This is a genomic window from Xanthomonas sp. NCPPB 2864 (genome assembly GCF_056675615.1).
In genome coordinates, this window is the sequence record NZ_JBWWVS010000003.1 from 417,540 (window position 1) to 436,499 (window position 18,960).

The window sequence follows — 18,960 nt, forward strand, 5'->3', positions numbered from 1 at the left end:
GCTCGCGGATGAGCCGGCAGCTCTTACCAATCCCCAATCCCGAATGCCCAATCCCCGGCCTCACCGATACCCCGCCGCCTGCAATTCGAACAGCTCCGCATAGCGCCCGCCCTGGGCCATCAGTTCGGCATGGGTGCCGTTGGCCTCGATGCGGCCTGCGGCCAGTACCAGGATGCGGTCGGCCATGCGCACGCTGGAGAAGCGGTGCGAGATCAGCACCGCGGTGCGGTTGTCCGACAGCTCCTTGAAGCGCTGGAACACCTCGAACTCGCTGCGCGCATCCAGGGCGGCGGTGGGTTCGTCCAGGATCATTAGCTGCGCATCGCGCATGTAGGCGCGCGCGATGGCGATCTTCTGCCATTGTCCGCCGGACAGGTCCACGCTGTTCTTGAAACGGCGCCCGACCAGTTGGTCGTAGCCATCGGGCAGGCTATCGATCAGCTCGCCAGCCATCGCACGCTGCGCGGCGGCGCGGATGCGTGGCGCATCGTCCATCGCATCGACCTGGCCGACACCGATGTTCTCGCCCACGCTCAGGTGATAGCGCACGAAGTCCTGAAAGATCACGCCCAGGTTGGCGCGCACATCGTCCAGGTCGTAGTCGCGCAGGTCGCGGCCATCGAGCAGGATACGGCCCTCGTCCGGGTCGTACAGCCGCGCCAGCAGCTTGACCAGTGTGGTCTTGCCGGCGCCGTTTTCGCCGACCAGCGCCAGCACTTCGCCGGCACGCAGTTCGAAATCCAGATGCCGCACCGTCCACTGTTCGGCATCCGGGTAGCGGAAGCCCACGTCCTCGAACACGAAGCCCTGGCGGATCGGTCGCGGCACCGGCAGCGCGTTCGGGCGCGAGCGGATCTCCGGCACGATGTTGAAGAACGAATACAGATCGTCCAGATACAAGGCCTGGCCGGCGACCTGCGAGAACCCGATCAGCAGGCCTTCGAGCAACTGGCGCAGGCGCAGGAAACTGCCGGCCAGGAAAGTTAGATCGCCGATGCTGAAATCGCCGCGCACGGTGCGCCAGGCGATGTAGCCATAGGCCATGTAGTAGCCCAGGGTGCCCAGCGCAGCCAGCAATGCGCCCCACAGCGCACGCTTGCGCGCCAGCGCGCGATTGGCCTGGAAGAACTTGTCGGCCAGACGGCGATAGCGTGCGATCAGGAAGCGGTGCAGGTTGAGGATCTTGACTTCTTTGGCGGTCTCGACGCTCGCGCCGACCTGGCGCAGGTAGTCGAGCTGGCGCCGCTCCGGTGTCCACTGGAAGTTGAGCGAATAGCCCAGCGCATTGAAATGCGCCTCGCCGATGAAGGCCGGGATCAGCGCGATCGCCAGCAGCAGGATCAACCACGGCGCGTACACCACCAGGCCCACCGCCAGGCTGACCACGGTGATGGCGTCCTGCACCTGGCCGAACAGCTGGCTCATCAGGTTCATGCGGTTCATGGTCTGGCGCCGCGCGCGATCCAGCTTGTCCTGCCGGTCGGGGTCTTCGAAGTCCTCCAGATCCAGCTGCGCGGCATGCTCCATCAGGCGCACGCTGGCGGCGTTGTTGAACAGCTCCGACAACAAGGCATCGGCGTAGCCGACCAGCCGGCCCAGCAGGTCCGAGCCGACCGCCAGGGCCAGTTCCAGCGCCAGCAATTCCAGCAGCCGGTTCAGCCGGCCGCTGCCCAGCGCCTGCGTCAGCGAGTCGAAGGCCGGCGGTTGACCGACCAGGTGGATCGCCTCGTCGATGATCAGTTTGCCGATATACAACGAGGCCACCGGCATCAACGCGCGCAGCACGCGCAAGCCGATGCTGCTGGCGCTCAGCCAGCGGCTGGTCTGCCAGATCTGGCGCAGGAAGGGCGGCAGGTTGCGCAGCGCATCCAGGCGCTCGCGCAGGGTGGGGCCGGTACGGGGAGCGGCAGGCGCAGGGGCGCCGGAACGGGAGGCTGACATCGGCTTAGTGTGCAGCGCCACGCGTCGGCGCGGGGTGTTGGAGGTGCGCCGCGCCTACGGCGGAATGGGTGCGCTGCCGACTGCACGCGTGCAAGGCAGTGCGGTCGATGGCCTGCAGCGTGCCCATACTGCGGGGCAGCTACGCGCGCGATCGCAGGCCCGATCAATCGCCTCGATTGACGCGACGCCCGGACACGCCGGGAGTTTCGACTAAAATGGCCGGATTGCCCCCGCCAGCCGTAGAGCCAGCCGTGACCTCGATCAAGCAGGAAGACCTCATCCAGTCCGTCGCCGACGCGTTGCAGTACATCAGCTACTACCACCCGGTCGACTACATCAGGAACCTGTCCGCTGCCTACGAGCGCGAAGAGTCGCCGGCGGCCAAGGACGCCATCGCGCAGATCCTGATCAACTCGCGCATGTGCGCGGAAGGCCATCGCCCGATCTGCCAGGACACCGGCATCGTCACCGTGTTCCTGGAGATCGGCATGCAGGTGCGCTGGGACGACGCCACGATGGGCGTGGAAGACATGGTCAACGAAGGCGTGCGCCGCGCCTACAACCACCCCGACAACAAGCTGCGCGCCAGCGTGCTGGCCGACCCGGCCGGCAAGCGCACCAACACCCGCGACAACACCCCGGCCGTGGTCAACACCAAGATCGTGCCCGGCCACCATGTCGAAGTGATCGTCGCGGCCAAGGGCGGCGGTTCGGAGGCCAAGAGCAAGTTCGCCATGCTCAACCCGTCCGACTCCATCGTCGACTGGGTGCTCAAGACCGTGCCGACCATGGGCGCCGGCTGGTGCCCGCCGGGCATGCTCGGCATCGGCATCGGCGGCACTGCCGAAAAGGCCATGCTGCTGGCCAAGGAAGCGCTGATGGAGCCGATCGACATCGTCGACCTGCAGGCGCGCGGCGCCTCCAATCGCGCCGAAGAGCTGCGGCTGGAACTCTACGAAAAGGTCAACGCGCTCGGCATTGGCGCGCAGGGCCTGGGCGGCCTGACCACGGTGCTGGACATCAAGGTCAAGGATTACCCGACCCACGCCGCCAACCTGCCGGTGGCGCTGATTCCCAACTGCGCGGCCACCCGCCATGCGCACTTCACCCTGGATGGCAGCGGCCCGGTGATGCTGGACCCGCCGTCGCTGGAAGACTGGCCCAAGCTCACCTACAACCCGACCAATGCGCGCCGGGTCAACCTGGACACCATCACCAAGGAAGAGGTCGCCAGTTTCAAGCCGGGCGAGGTGGTGCTGCTCAACGGCAAGCTGCTGACCGGCCGCGACGCAGCGCACAAGCGCATGATCGACATGCTCAACAAGGGCGAAACCTTGCCGGTCGACTTCACCAACCGCTTCATCTACTACGTCGGCCCGGTCGACCCGGTGCGCGATGAAGTGGTCGGCCCGGCCGGCCCGACTACCGCCACGCGAATGGACAAGTTCACCCGCCAGATGCTGGAGCAGACCGGCCTGCTGGGCATGGTCGGCAAGTCCGAGCGCGGCGATGCGGCGATCGAGGCGATCCGCGACAACAAGGCCGTGTATCTGATGGCGGTCGGCGGCTCGGCGTACCTGGTGTCCAAGGCGATCAAGGCCGCACGCGTGCTGGCATTCGAAGACCTGGGCATGGAAGCGATCTACGAATTCGAGGTCAAGGACATGCCGGTCACCGTGGCGGTGGATTCCACCGGCGAATCGGTGCACAAGACCGGCCCGCGGCAATGGCAGTCGCGCATCGGCAAGATTCCGGTGGTGGTGGAATAAGGGCACCAGCCAGCGCGCCCGCAGTGGCGGGCTGTTGCATCGCGCAGTGCAACCAGAGTGCCAGGCAATGCCGCGCCGACCGGGCCGGCGAGCGCAGGTGCAGCGCCGCGGTGGCGCCGCGCTGAAACCGCTGTGACGATGTACGGAATCCGTCGCAGCGGGCCAACTGCCCCCGCCCGGATCTTCGATGGCATCCACCAGGGCGAGGACAATCGCTGTGAACCACGCAAGCTCGCCTGCACCAACCGACTCAGGAATCCGTATGAGCGCCACGCTGTACCACACCCCCAGCACCGCAGCCCTGGTCGTGCATTGGCTGCTGATCGAACTCGACGTACCGCACGTACTGCATCCGCTGGATTTCGAACGTGCCGAACAGAAATCGCCGCAGTATCTGGCGCTCAATCCGGCCGGCGTGGTGCCGACGCTGGTGCTCGACGGACACGTGCTGACCGAGGCGGCCGCGATCGTGCTGCATCTGGCCGACCTGCATCCGCAGGCAGGGCTGGCACCGCCGCTCGGCACTCCCGAGCGTGCGGCGTACTACCAGTGGATGTTCTTCTGCGCCAACACCTTGCAGCCGGCGTACCGGGCCTGGTTCTATCCGGACGAGCCGGCCGGTGCCGCGCACGCCGAAGCCGCGCAATCCCAGGCGCGCGCCAGACTGGAGGCGGCCTGGGCCCGGGTCGATACGCACCTGCAGGCCAACGGCCCGTATCTGCTCGGGCAGACCCTGTCGGCGGCCGATTTCATGCTAACCATGATGATGCGTTGGTCGCGCAACATGCCCCGTCCCAGCGATAGCTGGCCGGCCTTGCAGGCGCATGCGCAGCGAATGAAAGCCCGCCCGGCATTTCAGGAAACCTATCGCCGCGAGGGGCTGACGGACTGGACCTGAACCCGGGGGGGACGGGCTGCGAAATCGTGTCGACATAAGCTCCAGCCACGCCGTGGTGCGGCGCCTGCCGCGGTGTACGATCGCGCCACAACCAGAGAGCAGGGGCTCGTCCATGTCGCATTCCGCATCCCGTCGAAAACTGCTGCAATGTGCCTGTTGTGCGCCGATCGCGGCCGCCGCCGCGTCACTGCCGTTCGCCGCAGGCGCGGCGCCGTCGAAGAAGACCGATCTCAATGCCGAGCAGGCATTGCAGGTGCTGCGTGACGGCAACGCCGCCTTCGTGGAAAACCGCCCCAAGAAGGTCATTTCCGACAGCAAGCGCCGTCTGGAACTGGCGCTGGGGCAGACCCCGTTTGTGATTCTGGTGTCGTGCTCGGATTCGCGCGTGCCGCCGGAGCTGCTGTTCGGGCGCGGCCTGGGCGAGATGTTCATCGTCCGCAATGCCGGCAATACCGTCGACACCACGGCATTGGGCTCGATCGAATACGCGGTCAGCCAGCTTGGCGTGCCGCTGGTGGTGGTGATGGGCCACGAGAGCTGTGGCGCGGTCGCTGCGGCGGTGTCGGTGGTGGAAAAGAACGCATTCTTCCCGGGCGCGATCGGCGCGATGATCGAGCCGATCGTCCCGGCCGTGCTGACCGCCAAGAGTAAGGGCGGCGACGACCTGCTGGCGGCCTCGGTCAAGGCCAACGTCAAGCGCACCGTCGACCGCCTGCGCGGCGCGTCCGAGCCGGCGCTGCTCGAACCGCTGCGCGCGGGCAATGTTCGCGTCGTCGGTGCGTACTACACCTTGAAGGACGGCAAGGTCGATTTCTTCGACGTCTGATCGCTGCCAAAACCGTTTCATGAAGACAGCGCAGGATGATCTCCTGCGCTGTTTTTTTTATATGTGCGGAGGGTGCGGAGCAGCCTATATATATGCGGGGCAGCGTGATCGTCAGCGCTGCAGAACCTGAAGCGGCTATCAAACTGCTGCGCTCATCGCCAGGCAGGCGTGGGCCGCGTCCTGAATCGGCATGCGCTGCAATTCCTGCGCGCCGAGCTGACGACTGCCTGCCACGTCTACCGCTCCAGGCCTGCAATCCGGACGCAAAAAAGCCGGCATGCGCGCATGCCGGCTTTTCAATGGTCTCGACGTTGCTCAGCGCAGCGGTGCGATGTGCTTAGAACCACTCCAGCAACGACACGCCCAGGCCGATGTAGGTGGCCTTGTGGTTGTAGTCGATCAGGCTTTCGCCGTAGCCGTCGAACACCTGCACGTGACCACGCAGCAGGTTGGTGATCGGGAAGCCGTAATCCAGCTGCACCGAGCCATGCGAGCGGTCGCCGCCGCGCAGCGAATGCCGCGCAATCAACGCCACTTCATGCCCGTCCTTGTTGTAGACCAGGGTGGCGTCGCCACGGCCCATGTAATCCTCGATATCGGGATTATTGTCGTCGGCGCGGTCTTCCTTGATGCGGAACCACGGGCGCAGCGTCAGTGCCCAGTTCTCGCGATCCAGCCCGATGTTGAGGATGACCCGGTTCCAGGAGCGCGACAGCGGATCTTCGCGGCCGTTGGACATGTGGTTGATGCTGATGCCGCTCATGCGGCCCTTCCAGCCGAACAGGCTGTAGTTGTTGCGGAACACCAGCATCGCTTCCGGCTCGTAATTGGTTTCGCGGAACGGGCGCGAGGCATCGGTGTTGTAGGCCTGCCAGCGCGAGCTCTGGGTGTAGCCCATCCAGATGTCGCCATTGTCGCCGAACAGATCCTCGACCACCTTGGTCTTGAAGCTGAGCTGGAACTTCAGTTCGGTGCTGTCCAGTTGCTGCGGGGTGGACACCGAGTTGGCCGGGTTCGGCGACTGCGGGGTGCGGTTGGAGTCGCTGGTCCAGAATGCCGGCAGCAGGTAGACCGGCTTGTAGCCGCGCAACTGGAAGGTGCCCAGCTTGGAGTCCTTGGCCAGCTCCCAGCGGCGGTCCAGCAACGAACCGCGGCCAGCGTTGGCGACCGCCTCGGCCTTGGGCTGATCCTGGCCGTCGGCACGGAAGAAGTCGCCAACGCGGCTGATGGCGCGTTCGTCCTGCGGCTTGGACTCTTTTTGCTTGGCGATCTGCGCAGCGGCATCGGCTTCGGCGGTCAGCTGCGGGGTATAGCCCAGCGCCTGGTCATAGCAGGCCAGGCGTGCCGCGTCCGAGGTGACGGAGGTGCAGGCCTGCGGCGAAGCGGGGGTGGGGGCGATTTCCTGTGCGTGCGCCAGTGGCGCCGCCGCCAGGGCAATCAGCATCAAGGGACGGGTGCGGTGCTTGGACATGGGCAGTCTGGCCGAATAAAGGCGCCAGGCAGGCGCGTCAGATGCGAAGCTTAACGGTCGCGCCTGCATACGCGGTGTGTACACGGTGGCATAACATCCGGGCGACGCCTGCAATCGGCAGCTGTCTGCGACCGCGTGGGTGCCTGCGTCGTCAGTGTCCGGGAGACAAGTCGACCCAATCACCGTCTGTGAACGCTGGAAATCCGCTAGAAAAACCAGGCGATGGCGAACACGCCCAGCATGCACAGGCCCAGTGCCAGCTTGGTCGCGGTGCCGAACACGATGCCCAGCCAGGTGCCGAAGCCGACCTTGGTGGCCTGGTCGGATTTGCGGGTCTGCCAATACTCGCCGAGCCACGCGCCGGCGAACGGCCCGACGAACAAGCCGACCGGCATGAAGAAGATGCCGACGACCGAGCCGATCACCGAGCCCCACAGTGCCGCCTTGCTGGCGCCGACCCGCTGGGCGCCATACACGGTGGCAAGGAAGTCGATCGCAAACGACAACGCCGTCATCAGGCCCAGAATCACCAGCGCCACCCAACCGACGTGGGCAAAGCCATCGGCCCAGGCCGCCACCAGCAGTCCCGCGAACACCAGTGGCAGGCCTGGCAGCGCCGGCAGGACGACCCCGGCAAGGCCGATCAGGACCAGCACGCCAGCCAGGATGTAGTAGACGACGGTGATGTCCATGATGTTTAAAAATGTCCTGTTTCAGGCTTGACAAAATTGCGCAAGAGGTGCTTGAAAATTCGTTTGGTGCGGGTTAAGTTGCCAGCGCTGCTGTTTGCAACGGTCACCGTGAATCGTGGCCTGATGCGGTAGATCGTTCGATCCGCTACATCCTTGTACCTCGCTTCCTCCTTGCAATCACAGCCACCACCGTCAGTCCATCACAGTGTCGTAGGGAGTCAGTCGAGATGTCCAATATCGAACGCGAGAATGGTGTCGTGAAGTGGTTCAACGACGCCAAGGGTTTTGGCTTCATCAGTCGCGAAAACGGCGAGGACGTCTTCGTCCACTTCCGTGCGATCCAGATCCAGGGCTTCAAGAGTCTCAAGGAAGGCCAGAAGGTCAGCTTCACCGTGGTGCAGGGACAGAAGGGCCTGCAGGCCGATGCGGTGCAGGTGGTCTGAGCGCGGCGCAACACCGCGGCCATCGTGCAGACAGCAGAAAGGCCCGTCGCCGGGCCTTTCTGTCATTCGCCAACACTGGTGAATCGAACGTAGCGAGCAGTCGTCAGGCGGGCACGAAGAAATCGAAGTACACGTGGATGCATGTCGATTCCGGGTGCCGACTGCGCGGTCCTAGCGGTGAGCGCAGTGGTTTTACTGGCCGCTACTGGTAAGCGCGCCGATCAGCGCAGCACGACCTTGCCGTTGACCACGCGCACGTAGGCGTTTTCGCGCACGCCAGCCAGGTCGCGCTGGTTCACCACGATCACGCGGCCGTCGTCCATGCGCACCTGCACATCGAAGCTGTCGCTGGTGACGTTGTTCTGGATCGCATTGCCCGCCAGCGCGCCGGCGGCGGCACCGGCCACGGCCGAGACGTTCTTGTTGCCCTTGCTGCCACCGGTCTCCTTGGAGATCTGGCGACCGGCCACCGCGCCGACGATGCCGCCGAGCACCGCACCGGTGCCGGTGGGAGCGCTGCGGGTCGGGCCGACTTCATCGATACGGGTCACGATGCCGCAATCCACGCAGCGTGCCTGCGGCTGCGAGTAGCCCTGGTCGTAGCCGCGGTCGCCGCGGTAGCTGCCGTACTGGGGCTGGGAGGTGGCGCAGCCAACCAGCGTCGCGGTTGCAGCCAGGCCAATGACGAGCAGTCGGGTCTTCATGAGGTCTCTCCGGGGTGGTTCGAAAAAGCGGTCAGGGCCGCGGCGACGTCATCCTGGGTTGGTCAGGGTGAACGGCCTGCCAACTGGATCACTCCAGGCTTAACGAAACCCGAGCGTCCTGTTCACTACCCCCGCCGTGAGCATCGATGCGGCGGTGCGATGGCGGGTCAGCGGAAGTCGCGATGACAGGCCTCGCAGGCGTCATTGATCTGTGGCCTGAGTGCGGCAAGCGCGGCGCAATCCGCTGGCGGCGTGCGCTGTGCCTGGTCCAGGACCGTGCGCAGGGCGCTGGCATGCTCGCCGAAGCGGCGGTCCTCGCCGATGTCCGGAAAGGCCGGCTCCAGTTCGCCGGCAAGCAGGCGCAACGATTGCAGTCGCGCTCGCTGGCGTGTGGAGTTGCAGCCACCATCGGTATCGGCTTGCAGGGCGCGCATTTGGTAAGCCATCACCTGCATCAAGCTGTCCGGCACCGGGTTGCGTCTGGCCTGCAGCACGCGCGCCACCATCACCGTGCACACCAGCCCGATCAGGATGCCCAGCACCAGCAGGAAGGCATAGCGGGACGCGCGCGATTGTTCGGTGGGCGGGGCGGGCATGGACGGAACTCCGGTGGACGCGGGCTTCAATAGGTCGATGGGCGCGCGCTGAGCGGCGCGCGTAAAATAGGCTGATGAAAGCACAATGGCGTGAACGCTTTGCCGGTATCGACCGGCTGTACGGAGTCGGCACGGTGGAGCGGCTGGCCGCCTGCCGCGTGGCGGTGGTGGGGATGGGCGGCGTGGGTTCGTGGGTGGTCGAGGCGCTGGCGCGTACCGGCGTTGGCCATATCCGCCTGATCGATGCCGACGACCTGTGCGTGTCCAACACCAACCGGCAGCTGCCGGCGCTGGCCGGGCAGTACGGACGCAACAAGGCGCGCGCGATGGCCGAACGCTGCGTGGCGATCAACCCGGAAATCGACGCCGATGCGGTGGAGTCGTTCCTCACCGCCGGCAATATCGAACAGCTGCTCGGCGATGCGTTCGACCTGGTGATCGATGCCTGCGACAGCTTCCGGGTGAAGGTGGAAACCATCGCCTGGTGCCGTCGACGCAAGCTGCCGCTTCTCACCGTGGGCGCCGCTGGCGGGCGCACCGATCCCACCCTGGTGCGGGTACGCGATGTCTCGCGCACCGAACACGACGCGATGCTGGCGCTGATCCGCAAGAAGCTGCGCAGCGAGTTCAATTTCCCCAAGAATCCGCAGCGCTATTTCGGCGTGCCGGCGGTGTACTCGCTGGAGAACGTCAAATACCCGCAGGCCGATGGCAGCGTCTGCGGCATTCGCCCGCAACTGGATGCCGACGCCACGCTCAAGCTGGATTGCGGGGCCGGGCTGGGCGCAGCCACGCATATCACCGGCACCTTTGCGTTTGTCGCGGTGGGCAAGGCGCTGGAGATGTTGCTCAAGCCGAAGGTGGCTGCGGCCAGGCCTGTTGCCGAGGCCGCCTCGGCGGGGTGAGTGCGCGTGTTGCCGCGTCATGCGGCAACGGGCAGTGTAATCAGCCCGGCAACCCGAACAACCGCCGCGCGTTGGCGCTGGTCTGCGCGGCGATGTGCTCGGCCGCCTCGCCGCGTAGCTGTGCGATGCAGTCCAGCACCGTGCGCAGGTAGGCCGGCTCGTTGCGTTGGCCGCGGATGCTGGCGTCGGGCTGATCCGGCGCATCGGTTTCCAGCAGTAGCCAGTCCAGCGGCATCGTTGCGGCCAGGCCGCGCAGGCGATTGGCACGCGGGTAGGTCACCGGGCCGCCCAAGCCGATCATGAAATCCAGCTTCCACAATTGCTGCGCCTGTTCGGGGCTGCCGGCAAAGCTGTGCACCACACCACGCAGGCCGCCCACGGCCTTGATGCGGGCGATGACCTCTTCGGTGGCGCGCCGCGCATGCACGATCAGCGGCAGCTCGAAGCGCTTGGCCAGCTGCAGTTGCCCGTCGAAATAATCGCGCTGCATCTGCGCGTCCAGCCCGTCCAGATAGAAGTCCAGCCCGCACTCGCCGATAGCGCAGGGCCGCTCGCGCTCGATCCACTCGGCCAGCAGCTCCAGATGCTCGGGGCGGTGCTGATCGAGAAAGATCGGGTGCAGCCCGTAGGCGGGGTGCAACCCGGGGGCCTGGGTGCAGACGGAGCGCAGCGCCGGCCAGCTGGCGGCGGTGATCGCCGGGATCACCTGCTGTACGACACCGGCTGCCCGCGCGCGCGCGATCACCGCGGCGCGGTCGTGGTCGAACTCGCCGGCATCCAGATGGCAGTGGCTATCGACCAGCTGCATCAATCGCGGCGCACCGGCGCGGGCAGCGGTGCCTTGCGGGTCTTCCAGTTGGCGAGTAACAGCGTGGTCAGGCCGAACAGCAGCTCGTCCAGGAACGGGATCGGGTCCGGGAGCACCAGGTCGACCAGAAACAGCGCCGCCGCCAGCTTGAACAAGGTGGGGTAGCGCAGGGTGCTGGCCCACTCCAGGGCGCGCGAGGTGACGGGATTGCGCATGCGGATGCTCCGGCTGTTAGAAGTGCATGAAATAACCGCTAGCTGAACTTAACTGCGGCGTTCATGAGCGAGGGCGTTTTTGTTCAGGGTTCGCGTGCTGGAATCACGCCGTCAACAACGCGGCGTGTCCGCACGGAGCTGGATCATGAAGAGCAATACGACAACTATACTGGTCGCTGCTGGTGCGTTGCTGGTTGGAGGCGTGGCCACGGCCGCCTTCATGAACAATCGCCCGTCGTCCGGCGATTTCGTTGCCAACGGCGAGCCGGCACCGCGTGGTCTGGAATATGCCGACGTGGTCAAGGTCGCCCCGATCACCGAGCGCGAGCCGCAGTACGCGCAGGTCGTCAACAGCGCTGCCATCCGCGAAACCACCACCAGCTCCTCGCCGCGCGAAGTCTGCCGCGACGTGGTGGTGCAGGAACGTCTGCCCGAGCGCGATGGCAATGTTGGCGGCACCGTCGCCGGTGCGGTGATCGGCGGTCTGCTCGGCAACCAGGTCGGCGGCGGCAACGGCCGCAAGCTGGCCACGGTGGCCGGTGCGGTCGGTGGCGGCATGGTCGGTAATCGCGTGGACCGCAATCATGTCGGCGGCCGCGTGGTGGATCGCACCGAGCGCCAGTGCCATACCGAAAATGCCAATTCGCAGTCCTCGCGCGTGGTCGGCTACGACGTGACCTACCGCAATGCCGACGGCACCACCGGCACCATGCGCATGGACAGCAAGCCGGGCGAGCGCATCTCGCTGGGCGATGCCGACAACGTGGTGGCCTACGACGTGACCTACCGCTACGACGGTTTCGAGAAGACCGTGCGCATGAACGACAAGCCGGCCAGCGATCGCCTGCCAGTGGTCGACGGTCAGCTGGTGACCCAGACCGCTTCGACCGCCGGTGACAGGGGCGTTCGTGTGGATGCGGGCAGCACGCGTCAATAAACCGCTGGCAGCGATCCGCCCAGGATCGCTGGTTGGCAAGAGAGGAGCCGGCATTGCCGGCTCTTTTCGTTTTCAGGCGCTGGTGACGACGTCCGTGCGCTGAACAGGTCGCCGCCATGTTCGGCCGGCAACTGGCTGATAATCGCCACTTCTCCTGGAGTGGAAGCCGACATGCCGGTGCGCCCCGATGATCTGTTCGATGTACGTGCGCTGCTGACCGACGAAGAGCGGGCAGTGCAGGATGCGGTGGCGCGCTTCACCGATACGCGGGTGCTGCCGGCGATCGGCGATGCCTTCGATGCAGGGCGCTTTCCGCGCGAATGGGTACCGGAACTGGCGGAGCTCGGCCTGCTGGGCGCCAGCCTGCCGGTCCGCGATGGCGGCGCGGGCCTGGGCGCGGTGGCGTACGGATTGATCTGCCAGGAACTGGAGCGCGGCGACAGCGGCCTGCGCAGCTTCGTCAGCGTGCAGTCCTCGCTGTGCATGTACCCGATCCATGCCTACGGCAGCGACGAGCAGCGCCAGCGCTGGTTGCCGGAGATGGCAGCCGGCCGCCTGATCGGCTGTTTCGGGCTGAGCGAAGCGCAGGGCGGCTCGGATCCGGCCGCGATGACCACGCGCGCGGTGCGGCAGGGCGACGGCTGGCGCTTGAACGGGGCCAAGATGTGGATCACCAACGGCAGCATTGCCGGCCTGGCGATCATCTGGGCGCATACCGATGACGGCGTGTGCGGCTTTCTGGTGGAGAGCGGCAGCGCCGGCTTCAGTGCACAGGACATCGCGCACAAGATGAGCCTGCGCGCATCGGTGACCTCGGGCTTGTTCCTGGACAACGTCTACGTGCCAGAGCAGATGCGCCTGCCGAACGCGGCCGGTCTGAAGGCGCCGCTGGGGTGCCTCAATCAGGCGCGCTACGGCATCGCCTGGGGCGCGATCGGCGCGGCGGTGGCCTGTCTGCGCGAGGCATTGGCCTACAGCGGGCAGCGCATCCTGTTCGGCCGGCCGCTGGCGGCCACGCAGAGCGCGCAGATCAAGCTGGCCGACATGGCGCGGCGGATTTCCACCGCGCAGCTGCTGGCGCTGCAGCTCGGGCGGCTGAAGCAGGCCGGCCAGCTGCGGCCGGAACAGATCTCGCTGGCAAAGTGGAATAATTGCCGCATGGCCCTGGAGGTGGCGCGCGAGTGCCGCGATCTGCTGGGCGCGGCCGGCATCACCACCGAACATGTGGCGATCAGGCATGCGCTGAACCTGGAATCGGTGATCACCTACGAGGGGACCGAGACCGTGCATCAGTTGGTGGTCGGGCGTGCGCTGACGGGACTCAATGCGTTTTGACGAGGAGTGGGTGTTGATCGACAGGGATGGGAGGCGACGCCTGCGTGGCGTGTTCTGGATGAGTTGCGTGCTGGCCGTGGTTGCGAGCGTGATCGCACCGGCACGGGCCAGCGAGGCGCCGCGCATGGCGCCGCCACCGGACTGGGTCATCGCCGATGCGGTGCCCGACAAGGTGCCCGGTGCCAGCGGGCTGCGCTATGAGCTGGTATCCGACCAGGTCGATCTGACCGGCGCGGCGCCGCAGGCGTATCGCCGCCTCAGTTACACCGTGCAGCGTGCGAAAAGTCTGGACGAGGCCGGGCAGATCTCCATCGATTACCAGCCGCAGTACCAGCAGCTGGCGCTCAACAGCCTGGAGGTCTGGCGCGACGGCAAGCGCATCGACATGCGCAAACAGGCGCACTACGCCCGGTTGCGCCGCGAAAGCGGACTGGAAGACGGTCTGATCGATGGCGCGCTGACGCTGTCGATCACCTTGCCGGACCTGCGCGTGGGCGACCGGGTCGATTACGGCGTGACCATCACCGGCAGCAATCCGGTGTTCGGCAAGGGCTATTACGACGTGTTCGATGCGCGCTACGGCGTAGCGCTGGGCGAGCGCCGGGTGCGGGTGCGGCATCCGGCCGGCATGGGATTGCAGTGGCGGGTGACTGCGCCAGGCTTCAGCCGCAACGTCAGCCGCACCGGCGATGTGGCGACACTGGACATCGCCGCACGCGACCTGCCCGCCGTGCAGGAGGAAAAGGACACCCCGGAGGATGTCGATCCGTATGGCCGGATCGAAGTCTCCACTGCCGGCAACTGGGCGGCAGTGGCGGCATGGGCAGCGCAGTTGTATCCGCACGCGTTCAAGGACGCGCGCGTTGCCGACGGGATGGTGCAGAACCTGCAGCTGCGCCGCGACGACCCGCAGGGTGCACTGCTGCGTGCAGTGGCCTTCGTGCAGGGCGAGATCCGCTACGTCGGCCTGGACATGGGCGAGAACTCCCACGCGCCGCATACACCGGAAGTGACGCTGCGCAATCGCTACGGCGACTGCAAGGACAAGGCGACGCTGTTGATCGCGCTGCTGCAGCTGGCCGGCATCCGCGCCGAGCCGGTGCTGGTCAGCAGCGACAAGGGCCACGGGCTGGATCTGCGCTTGCCCAGTCCCTACGCGTTCGACCACGTGGTGGTGCGCGCGCACCTGCCGCAGGGCGAGGTATGGGTGGATGCCACGCGCGACCGCGAAGAGGGCCCGCTGGCGCAACGCCGGCCGTTGCCGTTCGTGCGTGGCCTGCCGGTCGTGGCCGGGCAGCGCGATCTGGTGGCGGTGCCATCGCCGATGCCGACGCTGCCGCAGGTCGAGGTGGACGAGGAGGTCGTGATCTCGCTGCGCAAGCCGCAGCGCGTGGCGACCTTCACCGTGGACACCACGTATCGCCAGGGACGCGGCGAGCGCGTGGCGACCAGCTTCGACGACAACGGTGCGCAGGCGGTCGGCGAGCACTACCTGGAATTCATGCAGCAGTACTACACCGCGCTGACCCAGGTCGGCGTGCCGACCATCGACGCGGCCGATGTGTTGAACGTGCGTACGCACGAGGCCTACCGCCTGGAGTGGCCGACCGACGAGGGCGACGAGCTGGGCTTTCCGCTGTTCCAGCTCGGCGAATGGATGGACGCCCTGCCCACGGCGGCGCGCAAGAGCCCGCTGGCGCTGGGCGGCCCGCGGCTGGCGCGGCAGACGGTGCGGGTGCGGGTCGACCCGGCGGTGCGGGTGGAAGCCGATACGCAGGTGGTCGCCAACCCGTGGTTCCGGTTCTCGCGCACGGTCTCCACGCACGAAGGACGCATCGTCATCGTCGGCGAGTGGCAGCGGCTGTCCGACCGCATTCCCGCCGGCGGCGTGAAGCGCGCAGCTGCCGACATGGAGCGTGCCCGCGACCTGCTGTACTTCAATCACGACCTCAAGCCGCAGCCGCGCAGACAGCCGCTGGAGATGCACGTCTTCGTCTATCCGCTGGCCGCGCTGCTGGCGCTGATCGTGCTGGTGCTGGCATGCCTGGCCTGGTGGCGCGGCGGTGGCTTGGGCGGGATGCTGTTCGATCCGCACGCCGTTGCGCAGCGCCTGCACACGCAGGCCGGCGCGCGCCGGAGCGCGTGGTGCGTGTTCGGCCTGATCGTGGTGCTCTCGAGCTGGATGTGGGTGTCTCCGCAGCCGTTGTGGGTGCACGCCATCGCCGTGGCGATCATGCTGGCCATCGCGCTGGTGGGCTGCGTGCTGTTGCAGTGGATGCTGCGCTGGATGGGCGGCACTGCGGAGTTTGCGGTGTTGCTGCCGGCGCTGCTGGGCAGTGCCTTGCCATGGCTGGTCTGCCTGCTGGCGGCACTGGCCGCGGTTGGCGGCGATATCGTCCTGTTCGGAACCGGTGTGCATGATCCGGCCGGGCTGGCGCAGGTGACCATGGCGGTGCTGATGTTGCTGCTGGGCGGGCTGTGGTGGTCGATCGCTGCGGTCCAGGCGGTTGCCGGTGCGACCGGCTGCGCACGCTCGCGGGCCTTCGGTGCGCTGGCATTGACGTTGTCGGTGCTGGGCATGCTGGTCGCCGTGCTGGGTGTGCCGGTGGCGCTGGTGGTGATGCGCTGAGCCGCGCTGAGCCGCGCTGCCGGCAGCGCACGCAACCGCGGCCACGCCTTGCAGCAGAATCGGTGCAGGGCTTTGCAAAGGCCCCCGGGGCTGTGACACTGCCAGCCCCTCGTTGCTGCCGCGGAGCCAGCTTGATGTCGACCGTGCGTCCCCCGTTGACCGTCCATGGCATGTCCAGTTCCGGCAACTGCTACAAAGTGCGCCTGCTGCTGGAGCAACTGGGCAGCCGCTATCACTGGGTCGAGGTCGACAGCGTCGCCGGCGAAACCCGCACGCCCGCGTATCTGGCCAAGAATCCCAACGGCAAGGTGCCGATGGTGGAGCGCGACGACGGCCGCGTGCTGACCGAATCCAACGCGATCCTGTTCTGGCTGGCCGAAGGCACTCCGTATCTGCCCACCGACGCGTGGCAGCGCGCGCAGGCCTTGAGCTGGATGTTCTTCGAGCAATACAGCCATGAGCCGTACATCGCGGTGGCGCGGTTCATCAGCCTGTGGACGCCGCGCGATGCCGCGCGCCGCGCCGAACTGCCGCAGCTGCGCGCCCGCGGCGAGCAGGCGCTGGCCGTGATGGAGCAGCATCTGCAGCAGCACCGCTGGTTTACCGGCAGCGACTACGGCATCGCCGATATCGCGCTGTTTGCCTACACCCATTGCGCCGAGGACGGCGGCTTCGATCTGGAGCGCTGGCCGGCGATTGGTGCCTGGCTGCAGCGCGTGCAGGCAGTACCCGGTTTTATCGCAATGCCGGCGCCTGCGCCCGGCGCGGTGACGGCATGAGCGGCATGCGCTGCCGGCAGGAGCACTGACGATGTGCGGATTGGCTGGACTGCTGCTGGCCTCGCCACGCATGCATGGCGAACAACTCGATGCGCTGGTGCGGCCGATGGGCGCGGCCTTGCGTCATCGCGGCCCCGACGATGCCGGCACCTGGTGCGATGCGCAGGCCGGCGTGGCGCTGGCGCATCAACGCTTGAGCATCCTGGATCTGTCTCCGCTGGGCCATCAGCCGATGCGCTCGGCCGATGGCCGTTATGTGCTGGCCTACAACGGCGAGATCTACAACTTCGCGCAACTGCGCGCGGCGCTGTCCGCACTCGGGCACCGCTTCCGTGGTCATTCCGATACCGAAGTGCTGTTGGCGGCGGTGGTGGAGTGGGGGCTGGACGACACCCTGACCCGCTGCAACGGCATGTTCGCGCTGGCGTTGTGGGACGAGCGCGACAACTGCCTGTATCTGGCCCGCGACCGCGTCGGCAAGAAGCCGCTGTACTACGGCTGGGCCGGCGACACCCTGGTGTTCGGCTCCGAACTCAAGGCGCTGTGGCAGCATCCGGACTTCGATAACGGGGTCGATCGCAATGCGCTGACCTTGCTGCTGCGGCTGGGCTACATCCCGGCGCCGGCCTGCATCCACGAGCGCACCTTCAAGTTGATGCCCGGGCGGGTGCTGCGGCTGGATGCGCAGATGGTGGCGGCCGGCGCGGCGGCGCATCGGCCGGACCAGGCGCAGCAGCCGTTCTGGAACGCGCGCGAGGCGATGCAGCGCGCGCTGGCGGCGCCGTTCACCGGCAGCGATGCACAGGCCGAGGAACAGCTCGACGCAGTGCTGCGCGATGCGGTGGCGCTGCGCATGGTGGCCGACGTGCCGGTGGGCGTGTTCCTGTCCGGCGGCACCGATTCGTCGATCGTCACCGCGATGATGCAGGCGCAGAGCACCCAGCCGGTGCATACCTTCAGCATCGGCTTCGAAGGTTCGCATCACGACGAAGCGCCGCTGGCGCGCGAAGTGGCCACGCATCTGCACACCGACCACACCGAGCTGTATGTCAGCGGCGCCGACGCGCTGGCGGTGGTGCCGACCCTGCCGGACATGTTCGACGAGCCCTTCGCCGATGCCTCGCAGGTGCCGACCGCGCTGGTCGCACGGCTGGCGCGCGGCGGGGTGACGGTGGCGCTGTCCGGCGATGGCGGCGACGAGTTGTTCTTCGGCTACGGCCGTTACCAGCGTGCGCTGCGCAACTGGCGCATGCATGGGCTGGTGCCGGGGCCGCTGCGGCGGTTGATGGCGCTGGCGGCACGCCGCAACGGCGAGTCTTCGCGCACCGGCGGCCTGGCCGCGTTGGTGGCCGAGGCCGGCGCACGCGGCATCGGCGACATCTATCGCAACCGCATCTCGCGCTGGCGCGATCCGGCCGCGGTGGTGCTGGGCGCGACCGAGCCCGACAGTTTCTACAGCCTGGCCGACCCACTGCACGGTTCCGGCACGCCGGCCGACGCGATGATGCTGGCCGACTTCGCCGCCTATCTGCCCGACGATCTGTTGTGCAAGGTGGACCGCACCACCATGGCAGTGGGGCTGGAAGCGCGCGCACCGTTGCTGGACTGGCGGGTGGCCGAGTTCGCCTGGTCGCTGCCGCTGTCGCTGAAGTACCGCGACGGGGTCAGCAAGTACCTGCTCAAGCGCGTGCTGTGCCGCTATCTGCCCGACCCGATGGTCTACCGCGGCAAGCGCGGGTTCGGCGCGCCGGTCAGTGCCTGGCTGCGTGGCGACCTGCACGGCTGGGCCGACGATCTGCTGGCGCACGCCACGCTCGAGCGCGACGGCGTGTTCGCCGCCGACACCGTGGCCGGGCTGTGGCGGGACTTCAACGGCGGCGAGCGCAAATGGCATACGCACCTGTGGACGGTGCTGATGTTCCAGGCCTGGCAGGTGCATTGGCGCGCCCAACGCGCCGCGATCGGCCGCTGAGGCAGGCGCGCTTCACCGGGTCTGAGCGCCAGGCTCACTA

General features: G+C 66.9%; 17 protein-coding genes. 10 read left to right on the plus strand and 7 right to left on the minus strand.

What is annotated here, in order from left to right:
• Window positions 1-60: 60 nt before the first annotated feature.
• Entirely contained in the window at window positions 61-1,941 is a 1,881-nt protein-coding gene (locus AC1KVE_RS10135; RefSeq protein WP_184379994.1) for an ABC transporter ATP-binding protein, read from the minus strand.
• Between the two features lie 251 nt (window positions 1,942-2,192).
• Between AC1KVE_RS10135 and AC1KVE_RS10140 the strand changes: the two genes are divergently transcribed.
• The 3 genes from AC1KVE_RS10140 to AC1KVE_RS10150 all read left to right on the plus strand — a co-directional run bounded on the left by AC1KVE_RS10140 (window position 2,193) and on the right by AC1KVE_RS10150 (window position 5,434).
• A complete protein-coding gene (locus AC1KVE_RS10140; RefSeq protein WP_039809645.1) occupies window positions 2,193-3,710 on the plus strand; it encodes a fumarate hydratase in 1,518 nt (505 codons plus the stop codon).
• A gap of 262 nt (window positions 3,711-3,972) precedes the next feature.
• Window positions 3,973-4,608, plus strand: a complete 636-nt coding sequence (locus AC1KVE_RS10145; protein WP_024938922.1) for a glutathione S-transferase family protein — start codon at window positions 3,973-3,975, stop codon at window positions 4,606-4,608.
• Window positions 4,609-4,795: 187 nt separating this feature from the next.
• The gene (locus tag AC1KVE_RS10150) at window positions 4,796-5,434 is read left to right on the plus strand and encodes a carbonic anhydrase (protein ID WP_180969661.1); all 639 of its coding nucleotides are present in this window, start codon (window positions 4,796-4,798) and stop codon (window positions 5,432-5,434) included.
• A 337-nt stretch (window positions 5,435-5,771) separates the two neighbouring features.
• Here the strand turns inward: AC1KVE_RS10150 and AC1KVE_RS10155 are convergent, their stop codons facing one another.
• A complete protein-coding gene (locus AC1KVE_RS10155) occupies window positions 5,772-6,905 on the minus strand; it encodes a phospholipase A (RefSeq protein WP_016902704.1) in 1,134 nt (377 codons plus the stop codon).
• 206 nt (window positions 6,906-7,111) lie between these two features.
• On the minus strand, window positions 7,112-7,597 hold the full coding sequence (locus tag AC1KVE_RS10160) for a DUF456 domain-containing protein (RefSeq protein ID WP_184455495.1): 486 nt from the start codon (window positions 7,595-7,597) through the stop codon (window positions 7,112-7,114).
• 227 nt (window positions 7,598-7,824) lie between these two features.
• Between AC1KVE_RS10160 and AC1KVE_RS10165 the strand changes: the two genes are divergently transcribed.
• Window positions 7,825-8,040 (plus strand): cold-shock protein, encoded by a 216-nt coding sequence (locus tag AC1KVE_RS10165; RefSeq protein WP_003483561.1) that lies wholly within the window; start codon window positions 7,825-7,827, stop codon window positions 8,038-8,040.
• Window positions 8,041-8,261: 221 nt separating this feature from the next.
• Here AC1KVE_RS10165 and AC1KVE_RS10170 read toward each other — a convergent pair whose 3' ends face one another.
• Window positions 8,262-8,744 (minus strand): glycine zipper 2TM domain-containing protein, encoded by a 483-nt coding sequence (locus tag AC1KVE_RS10170; protein WP_016902706.1) that lies wholly within the window; start codon window positions 8,742-8,744, stop codon window positions 8,262-8,264.
• 167 nt (window positions 8,745-8,911) lie between these two features.
• Window positions 8,912-9,340: a cytochrome c gene (locus AC1KVE_RS10175; protein WP_166771125.1), complete on the minus strand. Its 429-nt coding sequence runs from the start codon at window positions 9,338-9,340 to the stop codon at window positions 8,912-8,914.
• A gap of 74 nt (window positions 9,341-9,414) precedes the next feature.
• Here AC1KVE_RS10175 and AC1KVE_RS10180 point away from each other — a divergent pair, with 74 nt between their 5' ends.
• Window positions 9,415-10,245 (plus strand): tRNA threonylcarbamoyladenosine dehydratase, encoded by an 831-nt coding sequence (locus AC1KVE_RS10180; protein WP_104570554.1) that lies wholly within the window; start codon window positions 9,415-9,417, stop codon window positions 10,243-10,245.
• Between the two features lie 40 nt (window positions 10,246-10,285).
• Here the strand turns inward: AC1KVE_RS10180 and AC1KVE_RS10185 are convergent, their stop codons facing one another.
• Window positions 10,286-11,053 (minus strand): TatD family hydrolase, encoded by a 768-nt coding sequence (locus AC1KVE_RS10185; RefSeq protein WP_184455498.1) that lies wholly within the window; start codon window positions 11,051-11,053, stop codon window positions 10,286-10,288.
• A complete protein-coding gene (locus tag AC1KVE_RS10190; protein WP_024938927.1) occupies window positions 11,053-11,268 on the minus strand; it encodes a DUF6116 family protein in 216 nt (71 codons plus the stop codon). The genes AC1KVE_RS10185 and AC1KVE_RS10190 overlap by 1 nt, the downstream gene beginning before the upstream one ends.
• Before the next feature lie 145 nt (window positions 11,269-11,413).
• On the opposite strand from AC1KVE_RS10190, the gene AC1KVE_RS10195 reads away from it, so the two are divergent.
• From AC1KVE_RS10195 to asnB, 5 genes are all read left to right on the plus strand, one after another.
• Window positions 11,414-12,205, plus strand: coding sequence for a glycine zipper 2TM domain-containing protein (locus AC1KVE_RS10195; protein ID WP_006451921.1), 792 nt, complete (start codon window positions 11,414-11,416; stop codon window positions 12,203-12,205).
• 159 nt (window positions 12,206-12,364) lie between these two features.
• Window positions 12,365-13,540, plus strand: a complete 1,176-nt coding sequence (locus AC1KVE_RS10200) for an acyl-CoA dehydrogenase family protein (RefSeq protein WP_481092669.1) — start codon at window positions 12,365-12,367, stop codon at window positions 13,538-13,540.
• 58 nt (window positions 13,541-13,598) lie between these two features.
• Entirely contained in the window at window positions 13,599-16,169 is a 2,571-nt protein-coding gene (locus AC1KVE_RS10205) for a DUF3857 domain-containing transglutaminase family protein (RefSeq protein ID WP_184456467.1), read from the plus strand.
• 134 nt (window positions 16,170-16,303) lie between these two features.
• The gene (locus AC1KVE_RS10210; protein WP_184455502.1) at window positions 16,304-16,948 is read left to right on the plus strand and encodes a glutathione S-transferase family protein; all 645 of its coding nucleotides are present in this window, start codon (window positions 16,304-16,306) and stop codon (window positions 16,946-16,948) included.
• Window positions 16,949-16,979: 31 nt separating this feature from the next.
• Window positions 16,980-18,920, plus strand: coding sequence for an asparagine synthase (glutamine-hydrolyzing) (gene asnB, locus AC1KVE_RS10215; protein ID WP_024938930.1), 1,941 nt, complete (start codon window positions 16,980-16,982; stop codon window positions 18,918-18,920).
• The last annotated feature ends 40 nt before the right edge of the window (window positions 18,921-18,960 follow it).